17 protein-coding genes are annotated in these 16,357 nt (G+C 72.3%); 7 read left to right on the top strand and 10 right to left on the bottom strand.

The annotated features are described in order from the left end of the window. Positions 1 to 38 precede the first annotated feature (38 nt). Complete coding sequence (locus tag ABZ484_RS07820) at positions 39 to 935, top strand: LysR family transcriptional regulator (protein ID WP_358865002.1); 897 nt, start codon at positions 39 to 41, stop codon at positions 933 to 935. 28 nt (positions 936 to 963) lie between these two features. Here ABZ484_RS07820 and ABZ484_RS07815 read toward each other — a convergent pair whose 3' ends face one another. Further along, complete coding sequence (locus tag ABZ484_RS07815) at positions 964 to 2,205, bottom strand: SpoIIE family protein phosphatase (RefSeq protein ID WP_358865001.1); 1,242 nt, start codon at positions 2,203 to 2,205, stop codon at positions 964 to 966. A gap of 406 nt (positions 2,206 to 2,611) precedes the next feature. Between ABZ484_RS07815 and ABZ484_RS07810 the strand changes: the two genes are divergently transcribed. Continuing rightward, the gene (locus ABZ484_RS07810; RefSeq protein ID WP_358865000.1) at positions 2,612 to 5,401 is read left to right on the top strand and encodes a SpoIIE family protein phosphatase; all 2,790 of its coding nucleotides are present in this window, start codon (positions 2,612 to 2,614) and stop codon (positions 5,399 to 5,401) included. A gap of 60 nt (positions 5,402 to 5,461) precedes the next feature. Here the strand turns inward: ABZ484_RS07810 and ABZ484_RS07805 are convergent, their stop codons facing one another. From ABZ484_RS07805 to ABZ484_RS07785, 5 genes are all read right to left on the bottom strand, one after another. After that, positions 5,462 to 6,229, bottom strand: coding sequence for a thioredoxin family protein (locus ABZ484_RS07805; protein ID WP_358864999.1), 768 nt, complete (start codon positions 6,227 to 6,229; stop codon positions 5,462 to 5,464). An 89-nt stretch (positions 6,230 to 6,318) separates the two neighbouring features. Further along, entirely contained in the window at positions 6,319 to 6,675 is a 357-nt protein-coding gene (locus ABZ484_RS07800) for a metalloregulator ArsR/SmtB family transcription factor (protein ID WP_358864998.1), read from the bottom strand. Next, positions 6,672 to 7,121: an SRPBCC domain-containing protein gene (locus ABZ484_RS07795; RefSeq protein ID WP_358864997.1), complete on the bottom strand. Its 450-nt coding sequence runs from the start codon at positions 7,119 to 7,121 to the stop codon at positions 6,672 to 6,674. The genes ABZ484_RS07800 and ABZ484_RS07795 overlap by 4 nt, the downstream gene beginning before the upstream one ends. 123 nt (positions 7,122 to 7,244) lie before the next feature. Beyond that, positions 7,245 to 8,255 carry a bile acid:sodium symporter family protein gene (locus ABZ484_RS07790; protein WP_358864996.1) on the bottom strand — a complete coding sequence of 337 codons (1,011 nt, stop codon included), beginning with the start codon at positions 8,253 to 8,255 and terminating at the stop codon, positions 7,245 to 7,247. Positions 8,256 to 8,445: 190 nt separating this feature from the next. Next, complete coding sequence (locus ABZ484_RS07785) at positions 8,446 to 8,877, bottom strand: MarR family transcriptional regulator (protein ID WP_358864995.1); 432 nt, start codon at positions 8,875 to 8,877, stop codon at positions 8,446 to 8,448. Positions 8,878 to 9,052: 175 nt separating this feature from the next. Here ABZ484_RS07785 and ABZ484_RS07780 point away from each other — a divergent pair, with 175 nt between their 5' ends. Next, positions 9,053 to 10,465 carry a DHA2 family efflux MFS transporter permease subunit gene (locus ABZ484_RS07780; RefSeq protein WP_358865085.1) on the top strand — a complete coding sequence of 471 codons (1,413 nt, stop codon included), beginning with the start codon at positions 9,053 to 9,055 and terminating at the stop codon, positions 10,463 to 10,465. A gap of 344 nt (positions 10,466 to 10,809) precedes the next feature. Then, positions 10,810 to 11,406, top strand: coding sequence for a hypothetical protein (locus ABZ484_RS07775; protein WP_358864994.1), 597 nt, complete (start codon positions 10,810 to 10,812; stop codon positions 11,404 to 11,406). 209 nt (positions 11,407 to 11,615) lie between these two features. Here ABZ484_RS07775 and ABZ484_RS07770 read toward each other — a convergent pair whose 3' ends face one another. The 4 genes from ABZ484_RS07770 to ABZ484_RS07755 form a co-directional block, all read right to left on the bottom strand. Continuing rightward, the gene (locus ABZ484_RS07770; RefSeq protein WP_358864993.1) at positions 11,616 to 12,122 is read right to left on the bottom strand and encodes a hypothetical protein; all 507 of its coding nucleotides are present in this window, start codon (positions 12,120 to 12,122) and stop codon (positions 11,616 to 11,618) included. After that, positions 12,119 to 12,547 (bottom strand): ATP-binding protein, encoded by a 429-nt coding sequence (locus tag ABZ484_RS07765; protein WP_358864992.1) that lies wholly within the window; start codon positions 12,545 to 12,547, stop codon positions 12,119 to 12,121. The genes ABZ484_RS07770 and ABZ484_RS07765 overlap by 4 nt, the downstream gene beginning before the upstream one ends. 153 nt (positions 12,548 to 12,700) lie before the next feature. Continuing rightward, positions 12,701 to 13,498, bottom strand: coding sequence for a zf-HC2 domain-containing protein (locus ABZ484_RS07760; protein ID WP_358864991.1), 798 nt, complete (start codon positions 13,496 to 13,498; stop codon positions 12,701 to 12,703). Positions 13,499 to 13,523: 25 nt separating this feature from the next. Further along, positions 13,524 to 14,126, bottom strand: coding sequence for a sigma-70 family RNA polymerase sigma factor (locus ABZ484_RS07755; RefSeq protein WP_358864990.1), 603 nt, complete (start codon positions 14,124 to 14,126; stop codon positions 13,524 to 13,526). Positions 14,127 to 14,385: 259 nt separating this feature from the next. Here ABZ484_RS07755 and ABZ484_RS07750 point away from each other — a divergent pair, with 259 nt between their 5' ends. Genes ABZ484_RS07750 through ABZ484_RS07740 form a run of 3 tightly spaced genes read left to right on the top strand, consistent with a single transcriptional unit; the run spans position 14,386 to position 16,327 of the window. Continuing rightward, positions 14,386 to 14,943, top strand: a complete 558-nt coding sequence (locus tag ABZ484_RS07750) for a cupredoxin family copper-binding protein (protein WP_358864989.1) — start codon at positions 14,386 to 14,388, stop codon at positions 14,941 to 14,943. Next, positions 14,940 to 15,929 carry a metallophosphoesterase gene (locus ABZ484_RS07745; protein WP_358864988.1) on the top strand — a complete coding sequence of 330 codons (990 nt, stop codon included), beginning with the start codon at positions 14,940 to 14,942 and terminating at the stop codon, positions 15,927 to 15,929. Before ABZ484_RS07750 ends, ABZ484_RS07745 begins: the two co-directional genes overlap by 4 nt. Further along, entirely contained in the window at positions 15,926 to 16,327 is a 402-nt protein-coding gene (locus ABZ484_RS07740; RefSeq protein WP_358864987.1) for a hypothetical protein, read from the top strand. Before ABZ484_RS07745 ends, ABZ484_RS07740 begins: the two co-directional genes overlap by 4 nt. Positions 16,328 to 16,357 lie beyond the last annotated feature (30 nt).

Below are 16,357 nucleotides of genomic sequence, written 5' to 3'. Positions count from 1 at the left end.
TTCCATGAGCAGTTCTCATACGTTGAGGTGAGCGCCCTGTGGCCCGCACGACCGACCCCGATCTCGCCCCGCACGAGCTGCGCGTCCTGGTGGCGGTCGCGGACACCGGCGGTTTCTCGGCCGCGGCGGAGGCGCTCGGAGTGACCCAGTCCGCCGTCTCCCATTCGGTGCGCGGCAGCGAGCGGAAGATCGGCGCGGTCCTCTTCGACCGTGCGCGCGCCGGCGCCCGCCCCACGCCCGCCGGGGAGAAGGCCGTCGCGCACGCCCGCCGCATCCTGCGCCTGCTTCAGGTCCTGACCGCCGAGGCCCGCGAGGCGGCCCGGCCCGACGCGACCCGGGGTCCGCTGCGGATCGCGGCCTTCCGCAGCGCGGCGCTGCACCTGCTGCCGCCCGTCCTGGAGCGGCTGCGCGCCCGGCACCCCGGGATCGAGCCGCGGGTACGGATCGTGCGCGAGGTGGGGCGCGGCACCGCGGGCGAAGTGGCCGACGGGAAGGCCGACATAGCGATCGCCACACTGGGCGGCTCCGTGCCTCCGCCGGCGGGTCTGATCGCGAGCGGGCTCTTCGACGAGCCGTACGCCCTGGTGCACCCGGAGGGCCACGGCGACCCGCGCTCGCTGCCGCTGGTCGACTGGGCGGAGAACTGCGGGTCGTACACCCGCCGCTGGTGGGCCGCGCAGGACTGGATCCCGGCGGCGACCGTCGAGGCCGAGGACGACGGAACGGTGCTGTCGCTGGTGAGCGCGGGACACGGCATGGCGATCATGCCCGCGCTCTCCCTGACCGGCGCACCGGACTCGGTCGCCGTCACCGATCTCGGGTCGGACCGCCCGACCCGGCGGGTCGGCTACGTCACCACCTCGGAACTGGCCCGGTCCGCCGTCGTGCGCGCCTTCGTGAGGGAGCTGCGGGCCACGGTTCCCCAGGAGGTCTGAGGCCGCCACGGCGGTCAGGGGTGCGGGCCTACAGGCGGACGACGATCAAGGCGATGTCGTCGTGTCCGCCGCCGCTGACGCCGAGGCGGGACAGCAGGGTGTCGGCGAGGTGGTCCGGGTTGAGACGCGGGTGGTCGGTGAGGACGCCGGTCAGCCGGTTCAGGCCGGCGTCGATGTCCTCACCCCGGCGCTCGACGAGGCCGTCGGTGTACAGGACGAGGGTGTCACCGGGGCTGTAGGGCACGGCGGCCTGAGGGCGCGGGACATGTACCGGACGCGTTCCCAGCGGCGGGTCGGTGGCCTGGTCGAGCAGGACGAAGGTGCCGTCGGGGTGGGTCAGGACCGGTGGCGGGTGCCCGGCGCTGCTGTAGGTGATGTGGCGTCGTCGGGTGTCGACGACGGCCTTGACGGCGGTGGTGGCCAGCGCTCCGTCCACCGAGCGGGCGTACAGGCCCAGCACCTCCATGGCGCGGTCGGGCTCGCGCAGGGCGCGGATGGCGGCGGACAGGGCGCTGCGGAGCATGCCCATGACGGCGGCGGCCTCCAGGCCGTGTCCGACGACGTCGCCGACGGCGACGGTGAAACTGTCGTCGGGGAGGTCCACCACGTCGTACCAGTCGCCGCACACGTTGAGCCCCTTGGCGGCGGGCAGGTAGCGCACGGCGATGTTGCGGTGCCCGGCCAGGTCGGGGGCCTGGAGCATGGCCTCCTGGAGGGTGACGGCGACCTGCCGTTCCCTGGCGTGGGCCTGCCGCAGCTGTTCGTTGAGCATTTGCAGTTCCCGCGCCCGGGCGTAGAGTTCGGCCTCCATGGCCTGCCGCTCGGTGAGCGCCTGCCCCGCCTGTGGCTGCTCCGTGTGGGAGAGCACGAACGCGGTGACGTCCTCCACCCGGTGGATGATCCAGGCCACCTGTCCGTCCGGGCCCAGCACGGGTGTGTTGATCGGGGACCACCAGCGTTCCTCGAACACCCCGGGGTGTTCGGAGACGGGGATGTCGTACTTCTGCACGGCCATCGTGTCCGGCTCCTTCGAGCGCAGCACCCGGTGCAGTGAGGCGCTCAGGTTCCGCACGCCGTCGGCGTCGGGGTCGGCCGGGTTGTCGGGGAAGGCGTCGAAGAGATACCGCCCGATCAGGTCCTCGCGGGGGCGCCGGCTGGCGAGACAGAAGGCCGCGTTGACGTCGAGGATCACCAGATCGGGGCCGAGAACCACGTACGGACTGGGTGTGGCGGCGAACAACGCCTGGTAGTCGATCGGCGGTGTCGTCACAGGCGCTCTCCCGTCCGGTCCGGCGGCCCCTTCCCTCCCACTATGCGCGTCGGCGGCCACTGCGGCGCGGTCGGTCCCGCCCTGTCACGGAGCCGCTGACCAGGACGGTGCGGGGTGCTGACCAGGACGGTGCGGGGGTGTCCGTCGCCGCGCCGGGACGAGCGTGCCCGGGACACGCGACGCGGCCCTCGTCGAAGATCACCCGATCTGACGACTCCGGGCGCGGTGCCGGCTCCGGGCGGGAAGCCGGCTCCGGGCGGGAGGCCGGTGGAGACGTCGCGTGCCCGGCCTGGTGGCCGGCTCCGGCCGGACTCGGACGCGAGTCGGCTCCGGCCCGAAGCAGGCGCAAGATTGAGGTATGTCCGGATGTCGCATCCGACCCGGCTCTACCCCGGCCGCAGGGTTCATGGACAGTGCCACCCGTGGCCGGCGGCGAGGGCGCTCCTCGGTGCTGAGTGTCCGCAGTGTCGTCGGCCAGATGTTCCTGCTGCAGGTGGCGGTCGTGCTGCTCCTCGCCGTCGCCGGGGTCGGCCTGCTGGTCCTGACCACCCAGCGGGAGAGCGTCCGCGAGGCCGGAAGTCGTTCGCTGGCCGTCGCCGAGGGCTTTGCCAGCTCTCCCGGGGTCGCGGAAGCCCTCGGGTCCCAGCATCCCACCGCGACGCTCCAGCCGCGGGTCCAGCAGGCCCAGCAGCGCTCCGCCGTCGACTTCATGGGTGTCCTGAACCGGCACGGAGTCTATGTGGCCCTCTCCTCCATCGTCGGCCGCCCCGGTCTGCGCACCACGACGGACATGCCCGACCTGCTGGCCGGACGGACCGTGACGGAGCAGGGCGTCGGCTCTCTGGGGCCCCAGATCCGGGCCTTCGTCCCGGTCAGGGAACCCAGCGGCCCGGTGGTCGGCGCGGTCGGCGCCGGGGTCACCCTCGAACACGTCAGCCAGAGGGTCACGGCGCGGCTGCCGGAGGTGCTGGGCGCCACCGCGGGCGCGGTGGCCGTCACCACGGGCGGGGCGGCGGTGCTCAGCCGGCGGCTGTGGCGCCAGACCCGTGGCCTCGGCCCGGCCGAGATCACCCGGATGTACGACCACCACAACGCGGTCCTGCACTCGGTACGGGAGGGCGTACTGATCATCGGCGGCGACGGGCGGCTGCTGCTGGCCAACGACGAGGCCCGGCGGCTGCTCAGCCTTCCCGCGGACGCCCAGCGGCGTCCGGTCTCGGATCTCGGCCTGGATCCGCACATGACCGAGTTGCTGACCTCGGAGCAGGTGGTGACCGACAAGGTGCACCTGGCGGGTGATCGCCTGCTGGCGGTGAACGTGCGGCCGACCGCCGCCCACGGCGGACCCGCCGGGGCCGCGGTGACGCTGCGCGACACCACGGAGCTGCGGGCCCTGGCGGGCACGGCCGAGGCGGCCCGGGATCGGCTCAAACTGCTGTACGACGCCGGGACACGCATCGGCTCCACGCTGGATGTGGTGCGCACGACCGAGGAACTCACCGAGGTGGCGGTGCCGCGCTTCGCCGACGTCGCCACCGTCGAGCTGCTGGAGCCGGTCCTCAGGGGCGACGAGCCCTCCGAGGGGCACACCGGGATGCGCCGCACGGCGGTCAGCGGGCTCACCGAGGACTCACCGCTGTACCCGTTGGGAGAGCTGGTCGGTTTTGCACCCACCACCCCTGTGGGGGCGGGCGCGGCGGGCGGGCACGCGCTCCTGGAGGCCGATCTGAGGACCGCGGCCGGCTGGCGCGCCCAGGATCCCGAGCGGGCCCGAAGACTCCTGGACCACGGCATGCACTCGCTGATCACCGTGCCGTTGCGGGCTCGGGGCATGGTGCTGGGGCTGGCCGACTTCTGGCGTCTGCGCGGCACCGAGCCGTTCGTGGAGGAGGATCTCTCGTTCGCCGAGGAGCTGGCGGCACGGGCCGCGGTGGCGATCGACAACGCCCGCCGATACACCCGCGAGCACACCATGTCGGTGACGTTGCAGCGCAGCCTGCTGCCGCGGGGCGTGCCGGAGCAGTCCGCCCTGGAGGTGGCCCACCGCTATCTGCCCTCGCAGAGCGGCGTGTGCGGCGACTGGTTCGACGTGATTCCGCTGCCCGGTACACGTGTCGCCCTGGTGGTCGGTGACGTGGTGGGCCGCGGCCTGCACGCCTCGGCCACCATGGGCCGGCTGCGCACCGCCGTGCACAACTTCTCCGCCCTGGACCTCTCCCCCGACGAGCTCCTGGCCCACCTGGACGAGCTGGTCGCCCACCTGGACCAGCCGGCCGCCGACGCGGACAACGGCGAGGCCGACGGCCCGGCCGGCGCGGACGGCGCGAACGGCGCGAACGGCGCGAACGGTGACAGGGCCGACGGCATCACCGGCGCCACCTGCCTGTACGCCGTCTACGACCCGGTCTCCGGGGTGTGCACCGTCGCCAGCGCCGGTCACCCGGGCCCTGCCCTGGTCGGCCCCGACGGCACGGTCGCCTTCCCCCGCACACCCGTCTCACCGCCGCTCGGCCTGGGCAGCGGTCACCCGTTCGAAACCGCCGCGCTGGAGCTGGCGGAGGGCAGCCGGCTGGCCCTGTTCACGGACGGACTGGTCGTCAACCGCAGGCGCGACCTCGACACCGGCCTGGCGCTGCTGCGAGACGCCCTGGCCCGCCCGGGCCTCGGCCCGGAACAGACCTGCCAGGCGGTCCTGGACGCCCTGCTCCCGAAACGCCGAGGCGACGACATCGTCCTGCTCGTCGCCCGCACCAGGCTGACGGACCCCGCCCGGGTCGCCGAGTGGGACGTGCCCTCGGACCCGGCGGCCGTCTCCCGCGTCCGCTCCGAGGCCGCCCGTCAGCTGGAGGCCTGGGGTCTGCACCTGACCGCCTTCAGCACCGAGCTGATCGTCAGCGAGCTGGTCACCAACGCCATCCGGTACGGCACCCAGCCCATCCGGCTGCGCCTGCTGTACGACCGAAGCCTGATCTGCGAGGTCGCCGACGGCTCCAGCACGTCCCCGCACCTGCGCCGCGCCCGGCTCACGGACGAGGGCGGCCGCGGCCTGTTCCTGGTCGCCCGGTTCGCCCAGCGCTGGGGTACCCGGTACACCTCCCGGGGGAAGGTCATCTGGACCGAGCAGGTGCTCCACGGCGGGGCCGCGGAACCCGACATGGACCTCGCCGACGTCTTCCTCGACCACTGGGAGGCCTGACGGCGACGGGGCGCCGGCCTCGCTGCGGGGCTCACTGCGGGGCCGGCGCCCGGTCCGGCGTCACTGGTCGTCGTACTCGTCGTGGCGGCGCCACCAGAAGCCGGTCTCGTTGCGTCCGAGTGGTGCGCGGTCGAGCCACTGGTACATGCCCCACAGGACGTCCAGCCCGCGCTCGTACGTCGAGTAGGTGTGGTACACGACGCCGTCCTGGAGGGCGAACGCGCTCATGCCGGGCCCCTCCCGCCGGTACGTCGGCCAGTCCGTGCCGACCGTCGCCGCCATCTCGACGAGCGCGGGGCTCTCCTCACCGGACTCCGGGGGCCGTACGTCCATCGGGCGGAAGTTGTACTCGACGAATCCGGACTCCCACTCCTCCTTGGTGTGGGCCACCCCGAAGTCGTGGTTGAAGTCGCTGCCGAACGACGAGGCCCAGGGGAAGCTCCAGCTCATGCGCCGCCGGTAGGCCTGAAGCTTCGCCAGCGGCGCCCGTGACACCGCGCACAGCGTGACGTCGTGGTGCGCGAGATGGGCGACGGAGCCGTCGAAGCCGTCCGCGATCGCCGAGCAGGAGGGACACCCCGCCCGGTAGTCCGGCCCGAACATGAAGTGGTAGACGAGCAGCTGCGAGCGCCCGTCGAAGAGATCGGCCAGGGACGCCGTTCCGTTGTCCGTCTCGAAGCGGTAGTCCTTGTCGATCCGGACCCAGGGCAGTTCCTGCCGCTGACGCGCCACGGCGTCGCCGCGCCGGGTCAGTTCCTTCTCGGCCTCGAGCAGCTCCAGCCGGGCCGCCAGCCACTCCTGACGTGTTCCGGTCCTGTGCGCGGTCATGGTCCGTCTCCTTTCCCTCTCCCCGTCATTCCTGTCTTCCTCCCTCTCTCGTGTTCCTTCCTTTCCGTGTTCGTCCCTTCCCGCGAGACCTACTGGTCCGGGTCCCGTTCCGCGGCCTCGGCGGCGTGCTTGATGTTCGCCAGGCGCCGGTCCCAGTCGGCCGCGAGCGAGGCCATCCACCGCGCCGTCGCGTCCAGCGCCGCGGACCGCACGGCGTAGCGCACCTCGCGTCCGACCCGGCTGCCGGAGACCAGCCCGGCGGCGTCCAGGACGGCGAGGTGCTTGGCCACCGCCTGCCGCGAGACGGGAAGCCGTTCGGCGAGCGTCGTGGCGGTGGCCTCCCCCCGGCCGGCGAGCAGATCGAGCAGCTGCCGCCGTGTCGGGTCGGCCAGCGCGGCGAGCACGCTGTCGACCGCGGTGCCGTCGCCGCGGTGTTCGTCCGTCACACGGACGGCTGTTCTTCGGCGCGCTTCTTCAGCGCGTCGAGCTCCAGCGGCCAGCCGCCGGTGTTGTCCTTCAGCGCCTTGTGCCGCAGTTCCTCGGACCCGGCCAGCCTCGCGAACCCGCTTTCGACGACGCGGAGCCGCGTCCCGGCGCCCTCCGGCGTCAGGGTGAACTCCACGAGGGTGCTGTTGTCCTCGCGCAGCTCTTCGCCGGGGAACGCGCTGGCCCAGCGGTAGGCCAGGTACGTGGGCGGATCGACCTTCTCCACGCGCACCGGGAAGTCGCCGTACTCGGGGTTCCTCGCCACCATCGACTCGCCCTCCCTGGCCACCGTGCCGGGCAGGGTCGCCTTGTCGGCCACCCAGAACCCGGGCTGGGCCACCAGTGACCAGACCCGTTCCAGGGATGCCTGGATCAGGGTCTCGCGTTCGATCCGGTCCTCGCTCATGAGGGCACTCCTTCGCTCACGTCCTCGAATGTGCAACTCCAGAGTTGCACGCTGGTCCCTCCATGTGCAACCCGGCGGTTGCACTTCGATCGGGTGACGCGGACCGCGGACGCCGGCCGCGGCTCACTCGCCGACGTCGTCGGCCCGCCCGTGCGTACGCCGCGCCATGCCCGCGGCGACGAGCGCGCCCGAGATGTTGTGCCACACGGAGAAGACGGCGGCGGGCAGCGCGGCGAGCGGGCTGAAGTGGGCCGTGGCGAGCGAGGCGGCGAGCCCGGAGTTCTGCATGCCGACCTCGAAGGCCATCGCACGGGAGGCGGGCCGGCCGAGACGGGCGAGCCGGCCGCAGCCGTAGCCGAGGGCCAGTCCGCAGCCGTTGTGGAGCACGACCGCCAGCAGGACGGTGAGGGCGGCGGACTTCAGGGCGTGGGCGCTGCCCGCGACGACCACGGCGACGATGACGGCGATCGCGAGCGAGGACAGCCACGGCATGGCGCCGAGCACCCGCTCGACGTACCGCCCGGCGGCCAGGCGCACCACGAGACCGGCGATCACGGGCAGCAGCACGGTCTTGAGGATGTCCGTCACCATCGACCCCGCGTCGACGGGCAGGTACTCGCCCGCGAGCAGCAGCGTCAGCGGCGGCGTCAGCAGGGGCGCGAGGACGGTGGAGACGGTGGCGACGGAGACGGACAGCGCGACGTCGCCGCGGGCGAGATAGGTGACCACATTGGAGGCGGTGCCGCTGGGCGCGCAGCCGACGAGGACGACGCCGGCCGCGAGGGCGGGTGGCAGGTGCAGCAGATGCGCGATCAGCCACCCGAGTCCCGGCATGATCACGTAGTGGGCCGCGAGACCGAGGAGGACCGCCCAGGGCCGGCGTGCCACGCCCTTGAAGTCGTCGAGGGACATGGTGAGTCCCATGCAGAACATGACCACGCCGAGGAGGTAGGGCACGTCGGTGCCGTACGCGGCGAAGGTGCCGGGCAGGGCGAGGCCCGCCACGCCCGCGGCGATGACGAGGAGGGGGAAGACGGTGACGGCTCGGCGGGCGGCGCGGTCCGCCGGGGCGGAGCCGACCGCGTCCGGGGTCGAGGCGGCGGCGGTGCGCGGGGCGTGAGGGCTGCTCTGCATGCGATGCATGTAAGTGCCACGTATCAGTTGCGGCAACCGCGTCTCGCGATCCGGGCCGCGCCCCGCGGGCCGGCCCGCCATCGTCCGGCGGTGAACCCGTGGCCGTCAGGCGGAGAGCCCGTCGTCGTCAGGCGGTGAGCCCGCCGCCGCCAGCCGGTGAGCCCGCCGCCAGTCAGGGAGCCCGCCGTCGTCAGCCCGTGGTCTCGCGGATGCGGGCGAGCAGGGCACGCAGTTGGTCGCGGTCCTCGGCGGTGAGGGCGGCCGTCGCCTCGGCGAGCGCCACGCGGTCGATCTCCTCCGCCTCGCGATGGCAGCGCAGACCCTCGTCGGTCAGGCGCAGCAGGAACGCCCGCCGGTCCTGGGGGTGGCGCACCCGCTCCACCAGCCCGTCGCGTTCCAGGCTGTCGACGATGGTGGTCGTGGTCCGGGCGGCGATCCCCGCCATCTCGCTCAGGTCCCGCATCCTCAGGGGCCGTTCCGCCCGGGCCAGCATCCTCAGCGCGCGCAGCCGGGCGACCGACGCTCCCCCCTCCCGCAACCGGGCCTCCACGAACTGCCGCAACCGGTACGTCGTTTCGAAGAGCTCGTCGACCAGGATGTCGCTGCTGCCGTGCACTGCCATGGAACGTCTCGATTCCCTTCTGCCCCCGGCTCCGCCGGCGAACGAAAAGCCATTCTATGAGCAGACACATAATGTGTATGCTCAGCATGTGTCTCCACGTCGCTTCGCGCTGCCTGCTCTCCCCCTCTTCACCACCTTCTCCTCCCGCCTCAGCCAGCGCCTGGTCGTCCCGGTGATGTGTGTCAGCGTGACCTTCATCGCGATCGCCGATGGTGCGATCACCACGGTGGCGCTGCCGGCCATCGCGCGGCAGTTCCACCTCACGACGGCGGCCCTGGACGGGGTCGTCGTGGTCTACCCGGTCGCCCTGGCCATGGCCATTCCGGCATCGGCCTGGCTGGTCGAGCGGTTCGGCGGAAAGCGCGTCCTGCTGACCGCGCTGGTCGGCTTCCTCGCCGCCTCGCTGCTGTGCGGCACGGCCGCCTCCCTCGGTCAACTCGTCGCCTACCGTGCGGTGCAGGGACTCTCGGCCGGCGTGCTGTTCCCCGCCTCGGCCGCGCTGCTGTTCGCCACCTTCACCTCCTCGGAGCAGGTGCGCATATCCCGTTACATGATCATCCCCCAGCAGATCGCGCCGGCCGCCGCGCCCGTCCTCGGCGGGCTGCTGGTGGATCACCTGACCTGGCGGTGGGTCTTCTACGTCAATCTGCCGGTGGGCCTGCCGGCCGCGCTGTTCGGCGCGGTGTTCCTGGCCGGGCACCGCGGCGGCCGGCCCGGCCGCTTCGACCTGCCGGGGCTGCTGCTGAGCGCGGCCGCGCTGGGCAGCGTGATGTTCGGCATCTGCGAGGGCCCCAACCGCGGCTGGTCGTCGGCCTCGGTCATCGTCCCGCTGGCGCTCGGGACGGGGCTGCTGGCGGCGGCGGTCGTGGTCGAACTGCGTGTGCGGGAACCGCTGCTGAAGCTCCGGCTGTTCGGGCACCGCCTCTTCCGGGACACCAACCTGATGAACCTGGTCGGCCTGATCCCCATCCTCGGCGCCATGTACATCGGCCCGCTCTTCCTCCAGCAGGCACAAGGACGTACGGCTCTCGAGTCCGGCATCACCACCTTCCCCGAGGCCTTCGGCGTCCTGCTGACCGTCCAGGTCGTCGGGGTCCTGTACGCCAGGGTCGGTCCGCGCCTCATCATCGGCTGCGGCCTGGTCGGGGTGTGCGGGGTGCTGCTGCTCTTCGCCACCTGCGACGCGCACACCGGTCTGTGGACCTTCCGCGGCTACATGTTCCTGCTCGGTCTCGCCATGGGCTGCTTCTTCGTGCCGACGACGGTGGCCTCGCTGGCCACGATCGGCCGGCCGGACCTGGCCCAGGCTTCCACCCTGAACACCGTCGTACGCCAGACCGGTGGCGCGCTCGCGCCGGCGGCGGTGACCACCGCGCTCGTCCTGGGCACCCCGCCGGCGACCGCCGCGGACCCGCCCGTGACCGCCTACCAGCACGCCTACCTCGCGCTCGCGGCGATCGCCGCGGTGGTCGCGGTCTTCGCCTTCACGCTCCCCGACGGGCCCGCTCGCGCCGCCGCCCGCGGCGGCGCCGCCCCTGCGGGCCGGCCGGTGTTCCTCCGGCGCCGACGCGAACGGATCGAGGGGTAGCCCCTGCCCACCACCCGAGGTGACGGGTGATCAGGGGATGCGGGACGGCATGTCAAGCACCGACCCGCCGTACGGGGCGGCGCTTCCCGCTGCTCCAAAGGTGACCAGGCGTCAGAAGATCACCTCTAAGGACTAATTGTCCGTCAATCCGCCAATCTGACATGGCACTTTGCTTCTCCGCCCGTGTCGCCCGAGGACGTGCGCGAACGCCTCGGATGCCCCGATCGGCCCCTCCCGCCGTCGCGCCCGCTGTTCCCGAAATGACAGCTATGGGGGGCATCAGTACGTTCGATCACACATCGGCTGCCGAGCCGATCGCTCCCTGAGACAGGAGAAGCAGAGCCATGATCATCACTCGTTCGCACGCGATGACCACCGCCGTCGCGGCTGCCGCGGCCCTGGCCGCGAGCGGCATCACCTACGCCTCGGCCGCCGTCGAACCGTCCCAGGCGATTGCCGCCCTCCGCCAGGCGCCCGCTCCCGCCCAGGCCCCGATGGGCGGCGACACCGGGAACAACAACAGCAAGGGCAATGAAGGCCACGAAAACAACCATGGCGGCAATCATCGCCACTACGAGGAGGGCTGGATCCACATCAACGAGCGCTCCTACTCCGCCCACCCGGGCGGCTGCATCACCGTGGTGAGCGGCCTGGGCTCCACGAGCCTGAACATCCGCAACGACAGCCGCAGGACCGTCGAGGTGTTCCGCGGGGTCACCTGCGACAACGGTGCCCCCGTCGCCACGGTCGGGCCCCGCAGCGAGAGCAACGGCGTGAGGCCCGGCCAGGCCGGCGACGTGTTCGTCAAGAACGGGGTCGTGGGCAGCTTCCGGGTCATCGACCGCTACGACGACTGGGACGACTACGGCGGCCGCGGTGACCACGGCGGCGACCGGGGTGACCGAGGCGACTACGGGGACGACTACGGAGACGACTACTAGAGGCAGCCGCAGCACGCAGGCGAAGCGGAACACCGGCCCGCCGTAATCGCGCCGGACCTCTGACGCCGAGACCGCAAAGACGCCGACACCACGAAGACACAGAATCCCGGCCCGCCGTAATCGGGCCGGGGTTCTGCTTTCGGGGGCGCGGCGGCGCCGGGGAACGGTGCCGGACGCCGGGGGAATGGTGTCAGCCGGCGGGGACGAGGTCAGCCGGCGGGGAACCCAGCGGCACTCCAGGCGGCGTACTCCTGGCGGACGTAGGGGCGGCGGCCGAGGTCGAACTCGACCGAGTCGGGGCGGTGCGGGCCGGCGACCAGTTCGGGGTGGCGGCGGTCGTACACGACGAGTTCCTCGGCGGTGCGGATCGCGGCGCCGACCGCGTCGGTGCCGGGGGCGTCCAGTGCCATCCGGTCCATGAGGGCGGCCCGGCGCAGCAGCAGGAGTCGCTCGGCAGCCGCGGCATCGCGGGGCGGGGCGGTGAGGCACCTGGCCTGACGTCCGTCGCGTTCGGCCCCGAGCGCGAGCACCTCGTGCATCTCGCGGCGCAGGACCGGGGCGTTCGCGTACGCCTGCCCCGGGACCGGGGCGTCGAATCCCTCGCCGGTGCCGGGGTCGACGTTCCCCTCGCTGGCCTCCGGGCCGGCGCTCGCGGTCACAGCGGCGCCGGGTCCGGCGTGCCGGCGCGGCTCGCAGCCGTGGTCGCGGCCGGTCATGCGCGGCACCGGAGGTGGGCGCGGACCTCGCGGCCGCCGCACGTCTGGTGTATCTCGGTCGACTGCGCGAGGTACTGGACGATGCCGGTGCCGCGACCGTGCTCGTCAGGGGCCACGTCATGCCCGCGGTGCTCCACGGGAGTTCCGGAGTCGGTGACCACGATGTGCAGGGTGTCGTGGTCGAGGACGAGCAGCAGCGTCATCGACTCACGGCCGTACTGGGCGGCGTTGGCCGCGAGTTCGTCGACGATGAGGACGGCGGAGTCGCGCTCGCTGTCGGGAACGCTCCAGCACCCCAGCAGGTCCGCCGCGAAGTGACGGGCGGCGGAGACATGCGCCTCGTGCGCGGGCAGGGTGAGCTGTGCCTGGTGGCGCCACGGCCGCGGGAGCGGCGCGTTCGTCGGGGGGAATTCGGTCACAGACATGGTCTTCTGGCTCTTCTGTGCAGGGTGCGGAAGCCGGAGCGCGAGGTCGCCGTGAACGGCGGGGCGGTTGTTCCTTCCGGAAACTCCGAGAGTGTGCTCACTGGGTTTCACGGTTCGCGGACGCCGGACGGTTCGACACTTCTGCGGCTTTTCTCACGCCCGGACCGTGACCAGTTTCTGGCCGTTGCCCGCGACGATCTCGAAGTGCCCGATGGCCGTCGGAGACATGGCGACCGCCCCTGGGATCATGGTCCCGGACGGGTACTCGCCCGCCCGCCAGGTCGCGCCGTCGACCCTTGCCCCGCCGGGCCCGACGGCCTGCAACCGGCAGGTGATTCCGGCGGGCGCGCCCTTGGCGGACACCTGGAGCACGCTGCCCCAGGCGGCGGCGGAGACCTTCACCGACGCGGAGACGCCGGTGACGGGATCGGTTCCGGAGAAGGTGCGTACGGGCACCGGCGCCGTCGGTGCCGGACGTGTCGCCTCGGGGCCCACGCTTCCGACGGTGGCCAGCCAGGTGCCGCCCGCCGCCGCCGCGACGAACATCAACGAGGCGGCGGCGCCCGCCAGTTGCAGCCGCCAGGTCCTGCGGCGCCGGGCCGCGGCCTGCTGGAGCAGCCGGTCGAGCAGGCCCGGCTCGGCCGCCGGCGGTGCCGTGGCCGTGTCGGGCCGTGCGGGCGCGGAACCCCGCGCGCTCTCGGCCGCCCGGGCCACCAGCCGATCGGCCAGTTCGTCGCCGGGGGCCGGCACCGTCTGACCCGAGATCTCGGCCACGGTGACCGTCGAGAGCAGTGCGGGCAGTCCCGCCAGCTTGGCGTGCTCCGCCCGGCACTCGTCGCACACCGCGAGGTGGGCGCGTACCTGTTCCATGTCCGCGGGCGGCAGCGCGCCCAGGACGTAGTCTCCCAGCGCCAGCCGGAGATCCTCGTGGTGGTCCGCGTTCTCGTTCATCGTCCACACCTCCCGCCGTGCGCGCTCATGGCTCGATGCCCCGTTCCTGCAACGCCAGCCGCAGGGCCTGCAGGGCGTAGTAGGTCCGCGACTTCACGGTGCCCAGGGGAATGCCCAGGACGTCCGCGGTCTGCGCCATGGTCCGGCCCCGGTAGTACGTCTCCAGCAGCACGGCACGGTGGTCCGGGGACAGCGTCCGCACCGCGTCGGCCACCGCCCAGCTCTGCAACGCCTGCTCGATCTGGTCCTCGGCCGGGGTCTGCTCGGCGGCCCGCTGAAAGGCCTCGCCGTCCGCCTCGGCAGGCCTGGCCTGCCGGGCCCGGTGGGCGTCGATGACCAGGTGCCGGGCGACCGTGCACAGCCATGCCCGGGCCGGGCCGCGTGCGGGGTCGAACGCGGCGGGGTGCTGCCACGCCCGCAGCAGCGTCTCCTGCACCACGTCCTCGGCCCATTGCCGGTCTCCTGAGGTCAGCCGCAGCACGAAGTGGAACAGGGCTCCCGCGTGCTCGGCGTACAGAGTGCGAAGCAGTTCCTCGTCGGCGGTCGAAACGGTCCCTTTACCGGAGACACGGCTCGCGGAGCGATCCGGATCGGCCGTTGGCCCACGTTTTCGGGAACTCCAGGGCATATGCCGATCATCACATATATGTCCTGCTTTCGCCGCGCAACACAGAGTGCGGAACCGGTGACGCCGCGGTCAGGACGACACCTGTCAGGCTCGACATGATCAACAAGAAATCACACAAAAGGTGCGGATCGACCGAACCTTGCGGCACCTGTCACCCGTGGAGCCAGACATGGGCCGATCGTGTGCCCCGCCGGCGCACCTCCGCCCCCGCCTCTTCCGGATCAGCAAGGACCAGCAAGGACCAGCAAGGACCAGCATCATGCACCTGAACCTTCGTCCACCAGGCCGGCGATCCCGCGCCGCGGCCACCCTGGCCGTCGCCGTCGTCGCCACCGCGGGCACGCTGGGGCTCCTGAGCGCGTGCGGCCAGTCGGATTCCTCGCCCAGCGGAGCCGGAGCCCTCACCCCCGGCCAGGGCCAGCACCAGACGGCCGGAATGCCCGGTGACACCGGGCAGAACGGGCAGGGCGGCACGGCGGGCTCCCACCCCGGCGGCTCGCCGATGCCCCACATGACCATGCCCATGAGCCCGGGCAAGGGGCCGTCGACGGCGCCGGTGTCCGGGCACACCGTCGCGATCAAGAACTTCGCCTTCGCCCCGGCCACCCTGAAGGTCCCCGCGGGCACGACCGTGACCTGGACCAACGAGGACACAGACGCCCACACCGTCACCAGCACCTCGTCGGGCGGACCCCTGCACTCCTCCGCCCTGGCCACCCACGACACCTACCGCTACACGTTCACCAAGCCCGGCACCTACGCCTACCTCTGCACGATCCATCCGTTCATGACCGCCACCGTGGAGGTGACCCGATGACCGAGTACCCCGACCGTCACGACCGGTTGCCGGACGCCGATGCCGAGCTGCCCGCCGAGGAGCACGGGATGACCCGGCGCCAGCTCATGCGGCACGCGGGGTGGTTCGGCGGAGCAGTGGTGCTGACCGCCGCCGGCGGCGAGGTGATCAGCCACATCGCCGGCTCCCAGGACACCGCCGCGAGCGCCGCCGCGGCGACCGACGGCGCGCTGCGGTTCGTCCAGGTCTCCGACAGCCACATCGGCTTCGCCGGCCCGGCGAACACGGACGTCGCCGGCTCCTTCACCGAGGCGATCCACCAGGTCAACTCACTCGGTTTCAGGCCCGACTTCGTCATGCACAGCGGCGACCTGACCCACCTGTCCACCAAGGGCCAGTTCGACCAGGTCAAACAGATGATGACCGGCATGCGGACCGACCGCGTCTTCACCGTGCCGGGCGAGCACGACTCCATCGGCGACGCGGGCCGCGCCTACCGGCAGACCTTCGGCAGGGGCACGCTCGGCGACGGCTGGTACAGCTTCGACACCCACGGTGTGCACTTCGTCGCCCTGGTCAACACACTGAGCCTGGAAAAGCTCGGCCATCTGGGCAACGAACAGATCGACTTCGTCCGCAAGGACCTCGCGGGAGTGTCCTCGGACACCCCCGTCGTGGTCTTCAGCCACATACCGCTGTTCGCCATGTACCCGCGGTGGGGCTGGAGCACCGACGACGCCCTGAAGGTCATCGCCCTGCTGCGCCGCTTCTCCTCGGTCACCTGCCTCAACGGGCACGTCCATCAGCTGTTCACCAAGACGGAGGGCAACATCACCTTCCATTCCGCCACCACCACCGCCTACCCGCTGCCGAAGCCCGGCCGGGCCCCGGCCCCCACTCCCCAGGTCGTGCCCGCCCGGCAGCTCAAGGACGCGCTCGGCATCCGCACCGTCGACTACCGGCAGGGCGACCGGGAACTGGCCGTCAAGGATGAGAGGCTGGCATGAACGACCGACGTCTCCTCGATCCCGCCCTGCGCGCGGGGATTGCCGCCACGCTCGCGGGCAGCGGTTACATCCACGCCCAGCTCTACGTCGACGAGTACCGCTTCATCCACGTCGTCGGCCTCCTCTTCCTGCTCCAGGCCAGCGTCTCCTTCGCCGTCGCGGCCCTGCTGCTGATCGGGATGCCGCCGCTGCTGAGAGCGGCCGCGGCCGGTGTGGCCCTCGGCGCCCTCGCCGGCTTCGCCGCCTCACGCACCGTCGGCGTGTTCGGGTTCACCGAGAAGGGACTGCAACCCGCCCCGCAGGCCCTCCTCAGCCTCCTGGCCGAGACCTGCACCCTGCTGCTCCTCGCCGTCTGGCAGGCGACCGTGCCCGACCGGGTCGTGGCCGCCCCCGCATGAGGTTCCGTGCGCGGCCCGCCACGGCGGGCC

Source organism: Streptomyces sp. NPDC006393, from assembly GCF_040628575.1.
GTDB lineage: Bacteria > Actinomycetota > Actinomycetes > Streptomycetales > Streptomycetaceae > Streptomyces.
This window is presented reverse-complemented; position numbering and strand designations above follow the sequence as displayed.

Bases quoted from the DNA above. Each gene is read 5' to 3' on its own strand.
- ABZ484_RS07810 (WP_358865000.1), top strand. From the start codon at position 2,612: ATGGACAGTGCCACCCGTGGCCGGCGGCGAGGGCGCTCCTCGGTGCTG.
- ABZ484_RS07805 (WP_358864999.1), bottom strand. From the start codon at position 6,229: ATGACCGCGCACAGGACCGGAACACGTCAGGAGTGGCTGGCGGCCCGG.
- ABZ484_RS07795 (WP_358864997.1), bottom strand. From the start codon at position 7,121: ATGAGCGAGGACCGGATCGAACGCGAGACCCTGATCCAGGCATCCCTG.
- ABZ484_RS07790 (WP_358864996.1), bottom strand. From the start codon at position 8,255: ATGCAGAGCAGCCCTCACGCCCCGCGCACCGCCGCCGCCTCGACCCCG.
- ABZ484_RS07785 (WP_358864995.1), bottom strand. From the start codon at position 8,877: ATGGCAGTGCACGGCAGCAGCGACATCCTGGTCGACGAGCTCTTCGAA.
- ABZ484_RS07780 (WP_358865085.1), top strand. From the start codon at position 9,053: ATGTGTGTCAGCGTGACCTTCATCGCGATCGCCGATGGTGCGATCACC.
- ABZ484_RS07775 (WP_358864994.1), top strand. From the start codon at position 10,810: ATGATCATCACTCGTTCGCACGCGATGACCACCGCCGTCGCGGCTGCC.
- ABZ484_RS07770 (WP_358864993.1), bottom strand. From the start codon at position 12,122: ATGACCGGCCGCGACCACGGCTGCGAGCCGCGCCGGCACGCCGGACCC.
- ABZ484_RS07765 (WP_358864992.1), bottom strand. From the start codon at position 12,547: ATGTCTGTGACCGAATTCCCCCCGACGAACGCGCCGCTCCCGCGGCCG.
- ABZ484_RS07760 (WP_358864991.1), bottom strand. From the start codon at position 13,498: ATGAACGAGAACGCGGACCACCACGAGGATCTCCGGCTGGCGCTGGGA.
- ABZ484_RS07755 (WP_358864990.1), bottom strand. From the start codon at position 14,126: ATGCCCTGGAGTTCCCGAAAACGTGGGCCAACGGCCGATCCGGATCGC.
- ABZ484_RS07750 (WP_358864989.1), top strand. From the start codon at position 14,386: ATGCACCTGAACCTTCGTCCACCAGGCCGGCGATCCCGCGCCGCGGCC.
- ABZ484_RS07745 (WP_358864988.1), top strand. From the start codon at position 14,940: ATGACCGAGTACCCCGACCGTCACGACCGGTTGCCGGACGCCGATGCC.
- ABZ484_RS07740 (WP_358864987.1), top strand. From the start codon at position 15,926: ATGAACGACCGACGTCTCCTCGATCCCGCCCTGCGCGCGGGGATTGCC.